General features: G+C 69.9%; 17 protein-coding genes. 8 read left to right on the top strand and 9 right to left on the bottom strand.

What is annotated here, in order from left to right; genetic code table 11:
* Nucleotides 1-138 precede the first annotated feature (138 nt).
* Nucleotides 139-1,365 (top strand): pyridoxal phosphate-dependent aminotransferase, encoded by a 1,227-nt coding sequence (locus QZX79_RS05905; RefSeq protein WP_294565969.1) that lies wholly within the window; start codon nt 139-141, stop codon nt 1,363-1,365.
* A gap of 48 nt (nt 1,366-1,413) precedes the next feature.
* Here QZX79_RS05905 and QZX79_RS05900 read toward each other — a convergent pair whose 3' ends face one another.
* From QZX79_RS05900 to QZX79_RS18555, 3 genes are all read right to left on the bottom strand, one after another.
* Nucleotides 1,414-2,076 carry a response regulator transcription factor gene (locus QZX79_RS05900; RefSeq protein ID WP_294565966.1) on the bottom strand — a complete coding sequence of 221 codons (663 nt, stop codon included), beginning with the start codon at nt 2,074-2,076 and terminating at the stop codon, nt 1,414-1,416.
* 4 nt (nt 2,077-2,080) lie between these two features.
* A complete protein-coding gene (locus tag QZX79_RS05895; RefSeq protein ID WP_366484737.1) occupies nt 2,081-3,022 on the bottom strand; it encodes an ATP-binding protein in 942 nt (313 codons plus the stop codon).
* A 159-nt stretch (nt 3,023-3,181) separates the two neighbouring features.
* On the bottom strand, nt 3,182-3,361 hold the full coding sequence (locus tag QZX79_RS18555) for a PspC domain-containing protein (protein ID WP_366484736.1): 180 nt from the start codon (nt 3,359-3,361) through the stop codon (nt 3,182-3,184).
* Between the two features lie 125 nt (nt 3,362-3,486).
* Between QZX79_RS18555 and QZX79_RS05890 the strand changes: the two genes are divergently transcribed.
* From QZX79_RS05890 to QZX79_RS05870, 5 genes are all read left to right on the top strand, one after another.
* On the top strand, nt 3,487-5,046 hold the full coding sequence (locus tag QZX79_RS05890; RefSeq protein WP_294565963.1) for a PspC domain-containing protein: 1,560 nt from the start codon (nt 3,487-3,489) through the stop codon (nt 5,044-5,046).
* Complete coding sequence (locus tag QZX79_RS05885) at nt 5,043-5,312, top strand: hypothetical protein (RefSeq protein WP_120164702.1); 270 nt, start codon at nt 5,043-5,045, stop codon at nt 5,310-5,312. Before QZX79_RS05890 ends, QZX79_RS05885 begins: the two co-directional genes overlap by 4 nt.
* Before the next feature lie 27 nt (nt 5,313-5,339).
* Nucleotides 5,340-5,591: a PspC domain-containing protein gene (locus QZX79_RS05880; RefSeq protein ID WP_294565958.1), complete on the top strand. Its 252-nt coding sequence runs from the start codon at nt 5,340-5,342 to the stop codon at nt 5,589-5,591.
* 90 nt (nt 5,592-5,681) lie between these two features.
* On the top strand, nt 5,682-6,353 hold the full coding sequence (locus QZX79_RS05875; protein ID WP_294565955.1) for a hypothetical protein: 672 nt from the start codon (nt 5,682-5,684) through the stop codon (nt 6,351-6,353).
* On the top strand, nt 6,350-6,958 hold the full coding sequence (locus QZX79_RS05870) for a GNAT family N-acetyltransferase (RefSeq protein ID WP_294565952.1): 609 nt from the start codon (nt 6,350-6,352) through the stop codon (nt 6,956-6,958). The genes QZX79_RS05875 and QZX79_RS05870 overlap by 4 nt, the downstream gene beginning before the upstream one ends.
* A 91-nt stretch (nt 6,959-7,049) precedes the next feature.
* Here the strand turns inward: QZX79_RS05870 and QZX79_RS05865 are convergent, their stop codons facing one another.
* Complete coding sequence (locus QZX79_RS05865) at nt 7,050-7,775, bottom strand: SDR family oxidoreductase (RefSeq protein ID WP_294565949.1); 726 nt, start codon at nt 7,773-7,775, stop codon at nt 7,050-7,052.
* Nucleotides 7,776-7,853: 78 nt separating this feature from the next.
* Nucleotides 7,854-8,960, bottom strand: coding sequence for a calcium:proton antiporter (locus QZX79_RS05860; protein WP_294566005.1), 1,107 nt, complete (start codon nt 8,958-8,960; stop codon nt 7,854-7,856).
* 359 nt (nt 8,961-9,319) lie between these two features.
* On the opposite strand from QZX79_RS05860, the gene QZX79_RS05855 reads away from it, so the two are divergent.
* Entirely contained in the window at nt 9,320-10,369 is a 1,050-nt protein-coding gene (locus tag QZX79_RS05855; RefSeq protein ID WP_294565947.1) for a redoxin domain-containing protein, read from the top strand.
* 148 nt (nt 10,370-10,517) lie between these two features.
* On the opposite strand, the gene QZX79_RS05850 is transcribed toward QZX79_RS05855, so the two are convergent.
* The gene (locus QZX79_RS05850; RefSeq protein ID WP_294565944.1) at nt 10,518-11,756 is read right to left on the bottom strand and encodes an MFS transporter; all 1,239 of its coding nucleotides are present in this window, start codon (nt 11,754-11,756) and stop codon (nt 10,518-10,520) included.
* 208 nt (nt 11,757-11,964) lie between these two features.
* Between QZX79_RS05850 and QZX79_RS05845 the strand changes: the two genes are divergently transcribed.
* Nucleotides 11,965-13,002 carry a nitronate monooxygenase gene (locus QZX79_RS05845; RefSeq protein ID WP_366484732.1) on the top strand — a complete coding sequence of 346 codons (1,038 nt, stop codon included), beginning with the start codon at nt 11,965-11,967 and terminating at the stop codon, nt 13,000-13,002.
* A gap of 41 nt (nt 13,003-13,043) precedes the next feature.
* On the opposite strand, the gene QZX79_RS05840 is transcribed toward QZX79_RS05845, so the two are convergent.
* From QZX79_RS05840 to QZX79_RS05830, 3 genes are all read right to left on the bottom strand, one after another.
* Nucleotides 13,044-13,352, bottom strand: a complete 309-nt coding sequence (locus QZX79_RS05840; RefSeq protein ID WP_294565941.1) for a DUF3040 domain-containing protein — start codon at nt 13,350-13,352, stop codon at nt 13,044-13,046.
* A gap of 182 nt (nt 13,353-13,534) precedes the next feature.
* Nucleotides 13,535-14,971 carry an NAD(P)/FAD-dependent oxidoreductase gene (locus QZX79_RS05835; protein WP_294565938.1) on the bottom strand — a complete coding sequence of 479 codons (1,437 nt, stop codon included), beginning with the start codon at nt 14,969-14,971 and terminating at the stop codon, nt 13,535-13,537.
* Between the two features lie 156 nt (nt 14,972-15,127).
* Entirely contained in the window at nt 15,128-15,574 is a 447-nt protein-coding gene (locus QZX79_RS05830) for a VOC family protein (RefSeq protein ID WP_120164689.1), read from the bottom strand.
* Nucleotides 15,575-15,865 lie beyond the last annotated feature (291 nt).

Here is a 15,865-nt window from a genome sequence, read left to right as displayed (position 1 = left end):
TACGCAATACCCGCCGGAGAGTCGAACCGGCGACCTGGGGGCGGGGGCCGGAGGGCCCGGGCGTCACGGATCGGCGCAGGATCGGGCCGAGAGCCTAAGCTGGGACTGCCATACTTCTTCACGAGAAAACGGGACCCGATGACCGAGCTTTCCACCCGTCACTCCCTGCCGCGCGTCTCCCGCAGGATCGCCTCGATCGCCGAATCTGCGACGCTTGCCGTCGATGCCAAGGCCAAGGCCCTGAAGGCCGCGGGCCGGCCGGTGATCGGTTTCGGCGTCGGCGAGCCCGATTTCCCCACCCCGGACTACATTGTCGAGGCGGCCGTGGAGGCCGCCCGCCAGCCGCGCTTCCACCGCTACTCCCCCGCCGGGGGCCTGCCGGAGCTGAAGCAGGCCATTGCGGCGAAGACGCAGCGTGACTCCGGCTACGCCATCGACCCCGCCCAGGTGCTCGTGACCAACGGCGGCAAGCAGGCCGTCTACGAGGCCTTCGCCTCACTGCTCGATCCCGGCGACGAGGTGCTGGTCCCCACCCCGTTCTGGACCACGTACCCGGAGGCCATCCGCCTGGCCGGCGGTGTTCCCGTCGAGGTTTTCGCAGGGCCCGAGCAGGGCTACCTGGTCACCGTCGAACAGCTCGAGGCGGCCCTGACACCGCGGACGAAGGTGCTCCTGTTCGTGTCGCCGTCGAACCCCACCGGCGCCGTGTATCCGGCGGAGGCGGTGCAGGAGATCGGGAACTGGGCGGCGGACCAGGGGCTGTGGGTGGTCACCGATGAGATCTACGAGCACCTGACGTACGACGGCGTTCCCTTCACCTCGATCGCCGCGGCGGCGCCCGCGCTGGGTGACCGGGTGGTGATCGTCAATGGCGTGGCGAAGACCTATGCCATGACGGGCTGGCGCGTGGGCTGGATGGTCGGCCCGCAGGACCTCGTCAAGGCGGCGACGAACCTCCAGTCGCATGCGACGTCGAATGTGGCGAACGTGTCGCAGATGGCCGCCCTGGCCGCCGTCTCCGGCCCGCTCACCGCGGTCGAGGAGATGAAGACCGCCTTCGACCGGCGCCGCCGGGCCATGGTGGCGGGGCTGAACGCCATCGACGGCGTCGAGTGCCCCACGCCCCACGGCGCGTTCTACGCCTACGCCGACGTGCGCGGCCTGCTGGGGCGCAGCCTGGCCGGAACCGCCCCACGGACCTCCGCCGAGCTGGCCACCCTCATCCTGGAGCAGGTCGAGGTGGCCGTGGTCCCGGGTGAGGCCTTCGGCCCGAGCGGCTTCCTCCGGCTCTCGTACGCCCTCGGCGACGAGGACCTGGCTACCGGAGTGGCGCGGCTGCAGGAGTTCCTCGCCGGCGCGAAGTAGGCCGCGGAGGGGCCCCGCTCAGAGCAGGGGCCGCGGAGTGGGCCCCGCTCAGAGCAGCCGCCGTTCGGCGGCCCACCGGGTCAGTTCGTGGCGCGAGGAGAGCTGGAGCTTGCGCAGCACCGCCGACACGTGGGTCTCGACGGTCTTGACCGAGATGAACAGCTCCTTCGCCACCTCCTTGTAGCTGTAGCCGCGGGCGATCAGCCGCATCACCTCGAGCTCGCGGGCGGACAGCCGGTCCAGCTCGGTGCCGGTGGAGGCGACGGCGGCGGTGCCGAAGGCGTCAAGGACGAAGCCGGCCAGCCGCGGGGAGAACACCGCGTCCCCCGAGGCGATCCGGAAGACGGCGTCGGAGATCCCCGCACCGGAAATGGTCTTCGTGACGTACCCCCGGGCCCCGGCGCGGATGACCGCCACGACGTCCTCGGCGGAATCGGAGACGCTCAGGGCCAGGAAGCGCGTCGAGCCGCCCAGGTCGCCGCAGCCGGCGATCACTTCGGCCCCTCCCCCGCCCCGGCCGCCGGGTAGGTGGACGTCAAGCAGGACGACGTCCGGCCGGCGGGCCCGGACCACGGCGACCGCCTCCTCGACGGTGGCCGCCTCACCCACCACCCGGATCCGGCTGTCGAGGTCCGAGCGGAGACCGGAGCGGAAAATGGCGTGGTCGTCGACGACGACGACGGACACCGTTGGAGGCGGATTGTTCGGCATGGGCTCATCCGTCATGGCTGCGGTTCTCCTGCTCGGGCATCTTGAGATGGACTTCGGTCCCGTCGGGACCGCTGCGGATGGTGGCGGCGCCCCCGTGCCGCTGCATCCGCGTGGTGATGGACTCGCGGATTCCGAGACGGTCGGCCGGCACCGCGAGCGGGTCGAACCCGGGCCCCCGGTCGCGGATGAAGGCCTCGGATCCGGAGGGACCCGCCTCCAGGTAGACCGAGACGGTGCCCCCGGCATGCTTGGCCGCGTTGACGATCGCTTCGCGCGCCGCCTGGGCGAGCGCCTCCTGCCCGGCGGTCAGGGGCGCGTCTCCGACGGCGACCACCTCGACGGGATGCCCGTAGCTGTCCTCGACCTCCCCCGCCAGAACCCGGAGACGGTCGGTGAGGTTGCCGGAGTGGCCGGCCGGATCGGCGTAGAGCCAGTGCCGCAGTTCACGCTCCTGCGCCCGGGCCAGGCGCACGACGTCCTGTTCGGAGCCGGCACGGTTCTGGATCAGGGCGAGGGTCTGCAGCACCGAATCGTGGAGGTGGGCGGCGATTTCGGCGCGCGCAGCCTCCCGGACCCGCCCGGCCCTCTCATCCTCGAAGTCCTTCCAGAACCGCAGCGCCCAGGGGGCGAGCACCAGCGCCACCCCGGCCAGGACCGCCCCCGTGGCCAGGAGGGTGGCCCAGGTCAGGTCCCAGGAGATCGCCCCGGAGACCATGACCAGGACGCCGACCATCACCAGCACCAGGCCCAGCAGGAGCCGGGCCAGCCCGGCGGCGCGGTCGGCTCCCGCCTTGTTCCTCAGGCCCTCACGCCGTGCGTCATCGAGCTGGCTCCACGCCAGCACGGCGCCCACCCCGGCCGCGGCGACGGGGAGGACCTGCCTCAGGCTCACGGCGAAGCCGAGCTCCTGCGCGATGAAGACTCCGGCCAGGAGCAGCAGGGCCACGCCCAGGAGCAGCTCCTTCCGTCCGGGGCGGAGGCGCCCGCCGGTCCGCCGGGCCGGACGCAGGAACGCACCGGCCACCGGCGGAGCGGCGTTGGCGGGCTCCGAGGGTTCGGACGGTGGATGCGGGGCTGCCGGGGACGGCGGGGCGGCGAGCCGGTCCTAGGCCATGGGCACGAAGATCCACAGCCAGGCGTAGAGGAAGACCCCCGCACCGCCGGCCAGGGCCAGCAGGACCATGAGGACCCGCACGACGCGCAGCCGCACGCCGAGGTGGAGGGCGAGTCCACCGCACACGCCGGCGACCAGGCCGTCGGGCGAACGCAGCAGTGGCGGTTTCATAGCTCAATCCAAGCACGCCGATGGGCTTCGGGGATGCCCCGGGCGCACAATCAGGGGTTCCCTCAGGGATGAATTCAGGGCAGCCCCCGATAGCTGGCGCAGCGGCGCACTGGAAGGATCGGACTATGACTTCCGAACCGCCCCTTGAACCGCTGCCTCCCGAACGCCCCGCCGGCGACGCCCCTCCGGGCCGCGTCCCCGATCCGGCCGGTTTCTCCACGGGGCCGGGTGGAGGCTGGTCCAGCCGGTCCGGCTCCACGGCGGCCCCGCCGCCCCGCCCCGCGCCGTCGAACGGCTTCTTCGACCGGATGCGCTCGCTGCAGATCACCCGCACCTCCGACCGCTGGATCGGCGGGGTGGCGGGAGGCATCGCCTACCGCACAGGGCTCGATGTGGCCCTGGTCCGGGGCATCGTCGTCGTGCTGGCGATCTTCGGCGGCATCGGCGTCCTGCTGTACGGCCTGGCGTGGGCGCTCCTGCCCGAACCGGATGGACGGATCCACGTCGAGTCGGCCGGACGCGGCAGCTGGACCTCCGGAATGACCGGGGCGCTGCTCCTGGTCATCGCCGGGCTCTGGCGGCCGAACCTGCCGTTCCTCGGCGATGAGGGCGGCGGCTGGGGGGTGCTCTGGACCCTGATCTGGGTCGGCGCCGCCGTCTATGCCGTGTACTGGGCCCTGACCGCGCGCAGCAGGAACAACCCGGCAGCCGCAGGCAGGCCGGCCGGCGCACCCGGGATGATGGGAGCGTACGGCGCACCGGGAACGGCCCAGCAGTTTCCGTCCACGAGCTACCAGGCGGGACCTCCGCCCACCGGCTCTCAGTACCCTTCGACGGAGCCTCTGGTCGCCGGCGCCGTCCCTCCGCGCCCCGCCGACCCGCTGCCGGCCGACTTCCCCGGAGCCGGGTACTCCCCGTCCACCGGGTACACGCCGTCCGACTACCTCTCCGGCGGGTCCGTTCCCCCGGGATCGCTGCCTCCGGGCTACGCCCTGCGCCCGGTACCGCCGCCGCGCCCCCGCACCCCCGGCCCCACCGGCAGCGGAGTAGCGCTCAGCCTGGGTGCGGCCGTGCTCGCCGTCGGCATCATCCTCGCCCTCGACTACGCGGCCCTGATCGACCTTGGCCGGACTGCGCTTCCCGTGGCCCTCGCCTCCGGCGCCGCCGTCCTGGGCCTCGCCGTGGTGACCCTGGGCCTGATCGGGCGGTCCTCGGGGTTCGTCGGTTTCGCTGCCGGCGCCATGGTCTTCGCCGCCCTGATCGGGTCGGCGGTGGCAGCCGCCAACTTCGATGACGGCGCCTCGGTGGTCGGTCGTGACACCCCGCTGTCGGCTTCCTCGGTACGGGCCGCGGAGGAGGGCTACACGGTGGTCGCCGGGCGCAGCACGCTTGACCTGCGCAGCCTCGACAACCTGAGAGCTGACGTCGTCGTCCCGGTGCGGGTGCTTGCCAGCGGTGTGGACGTCCTGGTCCCGAGCGACGTGCCCGTCGAGGTCCGTTCCGAGGTCGCCCTCGGCTCGGTGCGCACGGGCGAGGGCGTCGACGCCTCGGTCTCCGAAGGGTTCTGGCAGCCCGGAACCACCCAGCTGAACGAAACAGCCGACGGCCCGTCGATCATCCTTGAGGTCGGCGGCGCCGTCAGCCAGGTCAGCGTTTCACAAAACGAGAATGGATTCGACCAATGAGTACCTCCGAAAAGTCAGCAGCACCCCGCCGGGTGCGTACGGGAACCGTCGTCTGGGGAGCGGTGATCCTGGCGGTCGCGGCCCTGATCCTTGTCTCGCTGCTCACCGGCATCCGGTTCGACCTGGGGATCGTGCTCCTGGGGCTCCTCATCGGCGCGGGGATCGCCCTCGTGGTGGGTGGCATCTCATCGATGACGCGCCGGTCATCCGCGGCAGGCGAAGACCCCGACGGCGACAACGGCCATACTGAGACCGCAGGCCTCTGACTCCGCCCTCCAACCGAAAGGCTCACCATGGACACCCTGTTCCGGATCCTCCGCTCCTCCCCCGTCAAACGCGCGCCCGGCGGCATCCTCGGGGGCGTCGCCTCGGGGATCGCGGCGCAGTTCAACTGGCCGGTGTCCTACGTGCGGATCGCAATGCTCCTGAGCTTCCTGCTTCCGGTGGTGAGCCTGCCGATGTACGGGGTGCTGTGGCTCCTGCTGCCCAAGACCGACGGGACGATCGCCCTGGAGCAGCTGCTGAACCGCACCACCCGCCGGTGATCAACGGAAGACCCGGTGCGGCACCTCCGCACCGGGTCTTCCGCTGCCCGGTGCGGTGCGCACGGCGGGCACCGGAACTACGATGATGCCGTGGAGCCCCTCTTCGAATTCGCCGGCAGCTACTGGTGGCTCATCTTTCCGCTGAGCGGGGTGTTCGCTGCCTGGGGACGGTCCTGGTCCCGGGCCAATGAGCGCAGGCACCAGCGCAAGGTGGAGCTTTACACCCTGAAGCACCAGGGCGAGCAGGTCCGGCAGGCGAGGATCGGCGAGGTGGAAGCGGTGACCGCCGCCCACGATGCCGTCAACCGGAAGTGGCTGGACTACGAACTCGACGTGGGGAAGCTGATCGACTATCCCCTGATGACCGACGTGCGTGAACCCCTGACCGTCGCCTTCCTCCGCGCCAAGCGCGCAGCCGACGCCCTCCGCCCGGCCGCACCGGAGACCCTGAGCGCCGCCGAATTCGCCGAGTACCGCTCTGCGGTCAATGACTACGACGTCGCCTTCCAGGTCGCCGAGGCGGAGGCACGCCGGCTCAAGGACTCGGCCTTCACCGGACCGGAACGCCAGCGGCTGGCCCGGGCCCGGAAATTCATCGCCCTGGCGCTCGACAACGCTGCCAGCCCGGCCGAGCGGCAGACCGCGTACCGGCGGGCGCGGCGGGAACTCGACGGACTGATCGTGCTGCCGGACACGGCGGTCGCGTCCCTGGAGGCGAAGGTGGCAAGGATGCTGAACGGCGGTCCGGGATCCGCCGGATGACCTACACTTCGACCATGTCTCCGCCGGTCCTCTTTTCCGAGCAGCCCACCCTCAGGGGAACCCTGTGCACGCTTCGTCCCTTCACCTCCCGGGACATCGAGGCGATGGGGCCCATCCTTGCCGATCCCGAGGTGCTGCGGCTCACCGGAAGCGTCCACTCCACGGCCGAGGCGGAGGCCGGAACGCAGGAGCTGGATGAGCGGACGCGCACCTGGTACCAGACCCGGGTCCACCAGCGGGACCGGCTGGACCTTGCCGTCCTCGATTCCCGGACCGGGGGCTGCGTCGGTGAAGCGGTGCTCAATGAGTGGCAGCCCGACGACGACGCCTGCAATTTCCGCATCCTGCTTGGGCCGGCGGGGCGGGACCGCGGCATTGGCTCCGAGGCGACCCGCCTTCTCATCGGCCATGCCTTCGCCGCCACCGGGCTCCACCGGATCTCCCTCGAGGTCTTCGCGTTCAACCCCCGCGCCCGCCGGGCCTATGAGAAGGCGGGCTTCGTCGTGGAGGGAACCCTGCGGGAGGCGTTCAAGTTCGATGGCGAGTACATCGACGCCGTCCTCATGTCGGTGCTGCGCCCCGATTGGGAGCGCTTGGGCGGCTGAGGCGGCCCTGTAACTGAAGCAGCGGGGCCTCCATGGCCGGAGGACCCGCTGCTTCGGTCAAGGGAAACTCCGTCCGGGACGGAGCCGCCGGCTAGCTGGCCTTGAGTTCCCGGACGGTGATGTCGGGGTAGAGCTGCGAGAGGTCGCCGGCGAGCGCCTCGCGCACATTGTGGGTCAGCTCGCCGAAGAGCACCTCCGGCTCGCCGTCCTCGACGGCGTCAAGCGCCGCGGAGACCACCTCGGCCGGGTCGGACTTCTGCTCGGCCGGGACGTGCGCGCCCATGTCGGTGTCCATCCAGCCCACATGCAGCGCGGAGACGGCGATGCCCTGGGGAGCGAGCTCCTGCCTGGCTGCGTTGGTCATCGCCCATGAGGCGGCCTTCGCGGCGCTGTACGCTCCGACGTCGGGGAAATGCGCCCAGGACAACACGGAGAGCACGTTGTGGATTGCTCCACCGCCGTTCGCGGCAATGACCGGCGCGAACGCCCGCGTCATCTCGAGGGTGCCGAAGAAGTTGGTTTCCAGCTCCTGGCGCACCGCGGCCGCGGAGCCCTCGAGGAGGCTGGTCGGGGTGAGGATGCCCGCGTTGTTGATCAGGATGTTGACGTCCTGCGCGGCGGCCGCGGCCGCGGCGACGGCGGCGGGGTCGGTGATGTCGAGGGCCACGGGCACGACACCCGGCTGGCTGACCTCGATGCCGGAACGGGAGGCCGCGTAGACCTTCACCGCTCCGCGCTCGAGGAGCTCCTCGACGAAGAGACGGCCGAGGCCACGGTTGGCCCCGGTGACAAGAACGGTTGAGCCCTGGATACGCATGGAAAACCTTCGGTGGGGGAAAAGTCCTTACAGACTACCATACAGTCCTAGAAAAGGACTAGCACCACTTCCCGCGGCTCACGGATTGATAGCGAGGAAGATGAACGCCGCCAACAGGATGAGATGAACTGTTCCCTGAAGCCGGGTCGCACGCCCCGGCGCCACCGTGAGCACGCTGACGACGACCGTCAGGGTCAGCAGCACGATCTGAGTGGAGCCGAGACCCAGGATGAGGGGCCCCTCGAGCCAGAGCGTGGACAGGGCGATCGCGGGAATCGTCAGGCCGATGCTCGCAATCGCCGAGCCGTAACCGAGATTGAGGCTGGTCTGGATGCGGTCACGCAGTGCCGCCCGGGTGGCAGCGATGCCCTCCGGGGTGAGCACCAGCAGCGCGATGATCACACCGACGAACGACTCGGGAACGCCTGCCGCCTTCACCCCGGCCTCGATGGTGGGCGAGACGGTCTTCGCCAGCCCGACCACGGCGACCAGGGCGGCAGCCAGCAGGCCGAGGCTGACGAGCGCGGCACGGGTGGTGGGGGGCGCTGCGTGTTCCTCGGCGTCATCGGCGGCCGCGGTCCGCCTGCCGGGATGCGGGGGCACCGGCAGGAAGAAGTCGCGGTGGCGCACTGTCTGGGTGGAGACGAAGGCGGCATACAGGGCAAGGGAGGCGACCCCGGCAAAGGCCAGCTGCGCCGGCGAGAATTCCGGCCCGGAGCGGGCGGAGGTGAAGCTGGGCAGCACCAGGGTCATGGTGGCGAGCATGGCAATCACGGCAAGGGCGGCGCCCGTCCCCTCGGTATTGAACCGGACAGTCCCGAAGCGCACTGCGCCCACGAGCAGCGCCAGTCCCACAATCCCGTTGGCGGTGATCATCACCGCGGCGAAGACCGTGTCGCGGGCCAGCGAGGCGGTCTCGGGTCCGCCGGAGATCATGAGCGTGACGATCAGCGCCACCTCGATCACCGTCACCGCCACGGCGAGGACGAGCGATCCGAAGGGCTCCCCCACCCGGTGGGCTATCACCTCGGCGTGGTGCACCGCGGCCAGGATGGCCCCTACCAGCACCACGGCGACCACGGTCACGGCCAGTGCCCCCAGGTTCCGCTGCCAGGTCAGGACGAGCACGAGCAGCGCGACCGCCGGCACGGCGACGGTCCAGGAGGAGCGCAGGCGACCGATCAGCGAAGGCACAGCAGGCTCCCGTCGGTCGACCGGCCTGTCATGACCCCGTGCCTCACCACTCCGGTGCACCCACTGTTACGATCCATGCCGCTCTCTCCTGTTCCGACCCACACTGTTACGATCCACGCTGTTTACGCCACCACTGCTCCGACCTCTACTGTTCCGATCGGAAGTGTCCCCTCCACCTTCCCCGGTTGCGGTCCCCCGGCGCAACGCGGGGCGGGCGGGCCCCGCGCGGCGTCCGGGGTGCGAACGGGGGTTGAACGGGGTGCTGAATGGCGTGCTGAACGGGTGCGGTAAGTGGTCCGGAGTGCTCATAATGGTCCCCTGGGGCCCGCACCGAGCGAAGGAACTCCATCATGACTTCCGAAGACGACTTCCCAGAAAACTTGTCGAACGACGTCGGTCCGGCCGAAAGCCCGGCCGTCCAGCCCGGGGGCCGGCTGCCGGACGAGGAGTCGTTTTCCTTCGCCGGCGCCACGGAATGGCTCAACTCGCCCCCCTTGACCGGGGCTGCCCTCCGCGGCCGGGTGGTCCTGGTCAACTTCTGGACCTACACGTGCATCAACTGGCTCCGGGCCCTGCCGTACGTGCGCGCCTGGGAGGAGGCCTACCGGCGCCACGGCCTGGTGGTGATCGGGGTGCATTCACCCGAATTCTCCTTTGAGCACGACGTCGGGAATGTCCGTCCCGCGATGGAGGCCCTGTCCATCGGCTATCCGGTCGCTGTCGACAACTCCTTCCGGGTCTGGCGCTCCTTCGACAACCATTACTGGCCGGCGGTGTACCTCGTGGACGCGCGTGGCCGCCTCCGCCACACCAGCTTCGGTGAGGGCGACTACGAGGAGACCGAGGCGGCGCTCCGGCGGCTGCTGGCCGAGGCGGGGTCCGCCGATCCGGGTCCGGCGGTGGGGCCGGTCACCGGCGCGGGAATTGAAGCCGCCGCGGACTGGAACACCCTCCGGTCGGCCGAAACCTACCTCGGATACCAGCGGACCTCCGGATTCGCGTCCCCGGGCGGCCTGGCGGCCGACCGCCTGCACGCCTATTCCGCGCCCTCCCGGCTGCGGCGTGGGCAGTGGGCCCTGGTTGGCGACTGGACGGCCGGCGCTGAGGCGACGGTGTCCGAGGCGCCGGGAGGGCGACTGCTCTGCCGCTTCCACGCCCGCGACCTCCACCTGGTTGCGGCTCCGGCCGCATTGGGGTCGGCCGTGCGCCTGCGGGTCCTGCTGGACGGCCGGGAACCCGGCCCCGATTCCGGCCTCGACCTCGATGAGGCCGGCTACGGCACGATCACCGGGCCGGGCCTGTACCAGCTCCTTCGGCGCAGCGGTCCCGGGATCGAGGGCACCGCCGAGATCGAATTCCTCGACCCGGGAACCGGGGTGTACTGCTTCACCTTCGGGTAGGGGACCCGGCAGATGCAACACCCGGCACATGCAGAACGCGCCACCCGGCTGGTACCGGATGGCGCGTTCTGAGCGCGTTGAGCTCCTGCCCGAGATGGGCGGGGCGGCCAATGCGTCCCGGCAGGAGCCAGTTACGGGCGGGCCGAAGCTAGGCCCTGGCGCTGCGGGTGACGCGGAACTGGGCGATCAGGCCGATCAGCCCGAGGAGCAGGATCACGGCTCCGTATCCGACTACCGTCGTCGGCAGACCCAGGGGCGCGGCGAGCAGGCCGACGAGGACGACCGGCAGGCCGAAGGCGATGTAGGCGACGACGAAGACGGACGCGATGGTTCCCGCGCGGTGCTGCGGGTCGGTCAGCGGCACGATGAGACGCAGGGAAGCCGAGAAGGCGCTGCCGAAGCCGATACCCCCGATCACGAAGCTGACGACCATCAGAACGAGGGTCCCGGTGAGCACGCTCGTTACGTTGCCGATGGCAGCGACGGCCGAGGCGTAGATCCCGAGCTTTATTCCGGCGCGCGGGGCCAGGCGGGAGAACACGATGCCCGAGACCGCCGAGGCGCCCGCTGCAACGAAGCCGACCAGGCCGTTGAGCAGTGCGCTGTCAACCTCGAAGACGTTCCGCACGAGCGTCGGCGCGAGCCCGAGGGAGAGCCCGGCGAGCATCCAGGTCGCGGCGATGACGGGGGCGGCGGCGGCGAATTCCTTCCGGGCAGCGGCAGCGATGGCCGCGCGCGGGATCAGGGAACGCCACGCTCCGGGGCGGCGCGTCGCACTCTCTGCGGTCAGGGCGACGACGACGATCCCCAGAACCGCGATGACGGCGAGGACCGTAAAGATCAGGCCGTTCGGGAAAGGGGTGAACTCGATGGCGAACCCGGCAAGCAAGGCGCCCAGGGCGAGGCCGCCGGTCACGCCGACACTGCCAAGGATGGAACCGAGTTTCTTGTGCTTGATCGGGGCGAGCTCGGCGAGCGAGGCCGAGAAGGCGCTGGTCGCGGCGCCCGTGGCGATGCCCTGGACAACGCGCGCAGCGATCACCCAGCCGGCGTCGGGCGCGAGAACGAACATTATGGTCGAGACGAGCTGCACCAGGAGAGCTCCGATGAGCACGGGCCTGCGGCCGATGTGGTCGGAGAGGGAGCCGACGGTCAGGAGGGCCGCGAGGAAACCTCCGGCGTAGGCGGCGAACGCCGCCGTCAGGACGACCGCCGGGAAGTTCCATTGCTCCTGGTAGAGCGGCAGCAGGGGTGTCGGCGCTCCCGCCGCAAGGTACAGACTGGTGAAGGCGATCGCGCTTCCCACGAAGGCTACCGGGGCGGGAAGGGTGAAGCGGGAACGAGCAGCAGGTGCTGAGCTGTCGATGGGTGATTGGGTGGTGGACAAGTGAGTCTCCTGGTGGCGCGGCTGACCGCGAGGTTTGTTGGCCGCCGCCCGCCGGCCCTGCAGCTCGTGGTCGACGGACCCCGGCCTGAAAAGCTGGACGTGCGGTCGACTTTGACGAGATGTGAATTACTGGAAGCGAACCGGAGGGTCCGCGTCTGCGGGCTCCGCCGTCCAACCACCGCACTTCCGCACGAAAGGGGCCGGCACTGTGAACGCCTCCACGTATAGAGCTAACCGTTTTGCTATCACGCGCATTCCCCGGCCGGTGATTCAGGCGCCCATGGCCGGCGGCCCGTCCACGCCGCGGCTGGCCGCCGCGGTGAGCGGAGCCGGTGGACTTGGATTCCTCGCCGCGGGTTACAAGACGGCCGGTGCCCTGCGCGCCGAGATCGCCGCGGTGAGGGAAGCGACCGACGCCCCGTTCGGCGTCAATCTCTTCGTCCCCCAGCCCTCGGCCGCCCGTCCCGACCAGCTGGCCGAGTACGCGCAGGCCCTCGCCCCCGAAGCGGAACACCTCGGGGTGGACCCGGGCGAGCCGCGATACGACGACGATGACTGGGAGAACAAGATCGGCGTCCTCCTCGAGCTCGCCCCGGCCGTGGCGTCCTTCACCTTCGACGTGCCGGAGCCCGGCATCATCGAAGCACTCCGAGACCGCGGAGTGGCCGTAACGGTCACCGTCACCTCACGGCCCGAAGCGGAGAAGGCCGCAGCGGCAGGGGCGGATTCCCTTTCCGTTCAGGGGCCCGAAGCCGGCGGCCACCGCGGAACCTTCGACGCCACCGCGCCGGGCGATCCAACGCCCCTGTACGCGCTCCTGGAGGACCTGGCCGGGTTGGGAATCCCCCTGATCGCCGCGGGCGGGATCGCCACCCGGGCCGATGTTCAGGAGGCCCTGTTCCGGGGTGCCGTGGCCGTGCAGGCCGGCACCGCCTTCCTGCGGGCCGAGGAAGCGGGAACGCGGGCGGCGCACCGGGCGGCGCTGGCCTCACCCGCGTTTCAAGCCACCGCGGTGACAAGGGCCTTCTCGGGCCGGTATGCCCGGGGCCTTTCCAATGACTTCATGAAGCGGTACGACCCGGTGGCGCCCTTCGGGTATCCCGAAATCCATCACCTGACGAGTCCGCTGCGGGCGGCCGCGGCGGCGGCGAACGACCCCCACCGCATCAACCTGTGGGCCGGCACCGGCTTCAACCGCTGCGTTGCCGGCTCCGCGGCGTCTATCGTGGACCGGCTCAGCACCTGAGCCGGGCCGGCACCGGCCTGCGGCCCGGAGGCCGGTGGAAGTCAGTCAAGCAGCCACTGGCTGCCGCTTGGCCGTGGTTCCGCCGCGCTCAGCGCAACATACAGGCCCACGACCATGACGGCGAAGCCGAAGACGCCGACAGAGATGCTGGCGGCGAGGCCCGAAAGCATCACCCCGATGAAGACCAGGATGAACCCTGCGACGTCAATGAGTATGCCCAGAACGATGCGGCGGGTGGACACGGTGGGAGCCGCGGCCGGAGCGAGCGCGGCGGCGAGCCGGGGGTCATCGTCACTCAGCTGTTTTTCCAGCTGGTCGAACAGTTGCTGCTCGCGGTCCGAAAGCGCCATCGGGATCTCCTTGACTGTCCGGCGCAGGCGCCGGGTGGTTCGCCCTCTGCGGGCGGGTGGTGGTTCGCCCTCTGCGGGCGGGTGATGGTTCGCCCTCTGCGGGCGGTCGGTGTGCGTGTGCCGTCAGGGGCGGCCCGGACGGGGGCCGCCCCTGACGGAGCTGCGGTAACCGGCGGGGCCGGTTACTTGGCCGAGACCGGCTGGGGACGGCCGTAGGTTTCGAGCAGGCGCAGCCAGATCTCACTGATCGTCGGGTACGCGGGCACAGCGTGCCAGAGACGGTCAAGGGGGACCTCGCCGACGATGATCATGGTCGCGGCCTGGACCAGCTCCGCGACGTCGGGTCCCACGAAGGTCACCCCAAGGACGACCTTGCGCTTCTCATCGACGATCATGCGGGCCTTGCCGGTGTACCCATCGGCGTGGACCGAGGCGCCGGCAGTCCAGCCGAGCTCGTAATCCACAACCCGGATCTCATAACCGGCGCGGCGTGCGGCCGCAGCGGTCAGGCCCACCGAGGCGACCTCGGGGTCGGTGAAGGTCACCTGCGGAACCGCCTCGTGATCGGCGGTAGCCACATGGGTGCCCCACGGGCCGTCCGAGATTACGGCACCGGTGGCCCGGGCCGCAATCACGTCACCTGCCGCGCGCGCCTGGTACTTGCCCTGGTGGGTGAGCAGCACCCGCCCGGTCACATCGCCGGCTGCGTAGAGCCAGTCATAGCCGGGAACCTGCATCGTGTCATCCGTTTCCAGCCAGGCACCGGCAGCGAGTCCCACCGTCTCCAGACCGATGTCGGAGCTGCGCGGGCTGCGCCCGGTGGCCACAATGACCTCTCCGGCGGTGATCGTGCCGCCGTCGGCGGTTTCGATGGTGACGGTATCCCCGTCCCGCGTAACCTTCGTGGTCTTGGTGTCGGTGAGCACCGTGGCACCCAGCTCGCGCAGGGATGCGCCGACCATTTCACCCGCGAAGGGCTCCATCTCGGTGAGCAGGCCGCTGCGGGCGATCAGGGTGACCTTCGTGCCAAAGCCGGCGAAGGCGGTGGCCATCTCCGTTGCCACGACACCGCCGCCGATGATGGCAAGGCTTTCGGGCACGGACTTGATGCTCGTCGCCTCCCGGGACGTCCAGGGGCGGGCCTCGGCGAGGCCTTCGATCGGAGGAATCACGGCGTCGGAGCCGGTGGTCACGGCCACCGCATGGCGTGCGGTGAGCACGGTGACGGTACCGTCAGCGGCGGTCACAGTGACCTCCCTGGTGCCGCTGATCCGTCCATGGCCGCGCACCAGGTCGATTCCGGCGCCCTCGAGCCAGCCCACCTGGCCGGCGTCGTCCCAGTTGCTGGTGAAGGCATTCCGCCGGGCCAGCACCGCGTCAACGTTCAGCTCGCCGGTGACCGCCTCCGCTGCGCCGGGCATGTGCCGAGCCGCGCGCAGCACCTGAGCTGAGCGCAGCAGCGCCTTCGAGGGCATGCACGCCCAATACGAGCACTCGCCTCCGACCAGCTCGGCCTCAACGACCACTGCGGTCAATCCGCCCTGGACGGCACGGTCGGCCACATTCTCGCCAACTGCACCTCCGCCCAGAACGATCAGGTCGTACTCAGTCTTTTCCATTGTCGTGTCTTCCCTCAAAATTTCGGTTCTGCCTTGAATCTCTTCTGCGTGGATGTCTTCTACGTTCCGGTGTTGCTCCACCGGCACGATCCTCTGGGTTGGAACCGCCGCGGCGCCCGGTGATCCGGACGCCGCGGCGGGGTCTATTGGCCGGACTTAGATGCGGCCGGGCAGGCGGGTGGTGATCTCCTGGAGGAACCAGCCGTTGCCGTCGGGGTCGGTGAAGGAGGCGTAGGAGGCGTAGGTCTTGCGCTCGGGGTCGGGTCCGGCGACGCGGTCCTTCTCCCCTTCGTGGTGCCAGATGCCCTTGGCGTCGTGCCAGACCTCGGAGATCTCGATGCCGCGGGCGGCGATGTCCTCGCGGGCGGCGATGATGTCATCGACGATCAGGTACAGGCCCTGCAGGGAGCCGGGGGCGCCGGCGGTGATGCCCTTGCCGATCATGATCGAGGCACCCGAGCCCGGAGGGGTGAACTGGACGACCCGGAGGTCCTCGTCAACGGTGAAGTCGGCGTCGAAGCGCCAACCCAGTGAGTCGTAGAAGGCCTTGGCCCGGTCCACGTCCGTGACGGGAACGGCTACTACCTCAAGTTTGAATTCCATGACGATCCTCTTCCTGGTTAGTGGTTGTGGTTAGTGGTGGTGGTTAGTGGTGGTGGTTAGTGGTGGTGGTTGGAACCGCCGCGCCGGGCTCCCCTGCACTATCCCGGCTCTCGGAAATGCGGAAATGGTCAGTCTTATTCCGCAGAGGGCCGGCAGAACAATTACGGCCGGCTATTGAATTTCGTATTGCTCGACGGTGGGCCTGGGAGCTGCCCATCCGGAGGATTTTTTCCTACTCCTACATTAGGAGTAGTTGATCGTGTATGCGTATCAACTCAAAGGCGAAGAGAA

The sequence above is a fragment of the uncultured Arthrobacter sp. genome (assembly GCF_902805515.1).
In the GTDB taxonomy this organism is placed as follows: domain Bacteria; phylum Actinomycetota; class Actinomycetes; order Actinomycetales; family Micrococcaceae; genus Arthrobacter_D.
The sequence above is the reverse complement of the archived record's forward strand: the minus strand, read 5'-3'. Positions and strand labels throughout refer to the sequence as shown.

What these genes read in the sequence shown, in the direction of transcription:
- QZX79_RS05885 (WP_120164702.1), top strand. Translation starts at nt 5,043, where the DNA reads ATGAGTACCTCCGAAAAGTCAGCAGCACCCCGCCGGGTGCGTACGGGA.
- QZX79_RS05900 (WP_294565966.1), bottom strand. Translation starts at nt 2,076, where the DNA reads ATGCCGAACAATCCGCCTCCAACGGTGTCCGTCGTCGTCGTCGACGAC.
- QZX79_RS18555 (WP_366484736.1), bottom strand. Translation starts at nt 3,361, where the DNA reads ATGAAACCGCCACTGCTGCGTTCGCCCGACGGCCTGGTCGCCGGCGTG.
- QZX79_RS05870 (WP_294565952.1), top strand. Translation starts at nt 6,350, where the DNA reads ATGACCTACACTTCGACCATGTCTCCGCCGGTCCTCTTTTCCGAGCAG.
- QZX79_RS05905 (WP_294565969.1), top strand. Translation starts at nt 139, where the DNA reads ATGACCGAGCTTTCCACCCGTCACTCCCTGCCGCGCGTCTCCCGCAGG.
- QZX79_RS05890 (WP_294565963.1), top strand. Translation starts at nt 3,487, where the DNA reads ATGACTTCCGAACCGCCCCTTGAACCGCTGCCTCCCGAACGCCCCGCC.
- QZX79_RS05840 (WP_294565941.1), bottom strand. Translation starts at nt 13,352, where the DNA reads ATGGCGCTTTCGGACCGCGAGCAGCAACTGTTCGACCAGCTGGAAAAA.
- QZX79_RS05835 (WP_294565938.1), bottom strand. Translation starts at nt 14,971, where the DNA reads ATGGAAAAGACTGAGTACGACCTGATCGTTCTGGGCGGAGGTGCAGTT.
- QZX79_RS05880 (WP_294565958.1), top strand. Translation starts at nt 5,340, where the DNA reads ATGGACACCCTGTTCCGGATCCTCCGCTCCTCCCCCGTCAAACGCGCG.
- QZX79_RS05830 (WP_120164689.1), bottom strand. Translation starts at nt 15,574, where the DNA reads ATGGAATTCAAACTTGAGGTAGTAGCCGTTCCCGTCACGGACGTGGAC.
- QZX79_RS05865 (WP_294565949.1), bottom strand. Translation starts at nt 7,775, where the DNA reads ATGCGTATCCAGGGCTCAACCGTTCTTGTCACCGGGGCCAACCGTGGC.
- QZX79_RS05855 (WP_294565947.1), top strand. Translation starts at nt 9,320, where the DNA reads ATGACTTCCGAAGACGACTTCCCAGAAAACTTGTCGAACGACGTCGGT.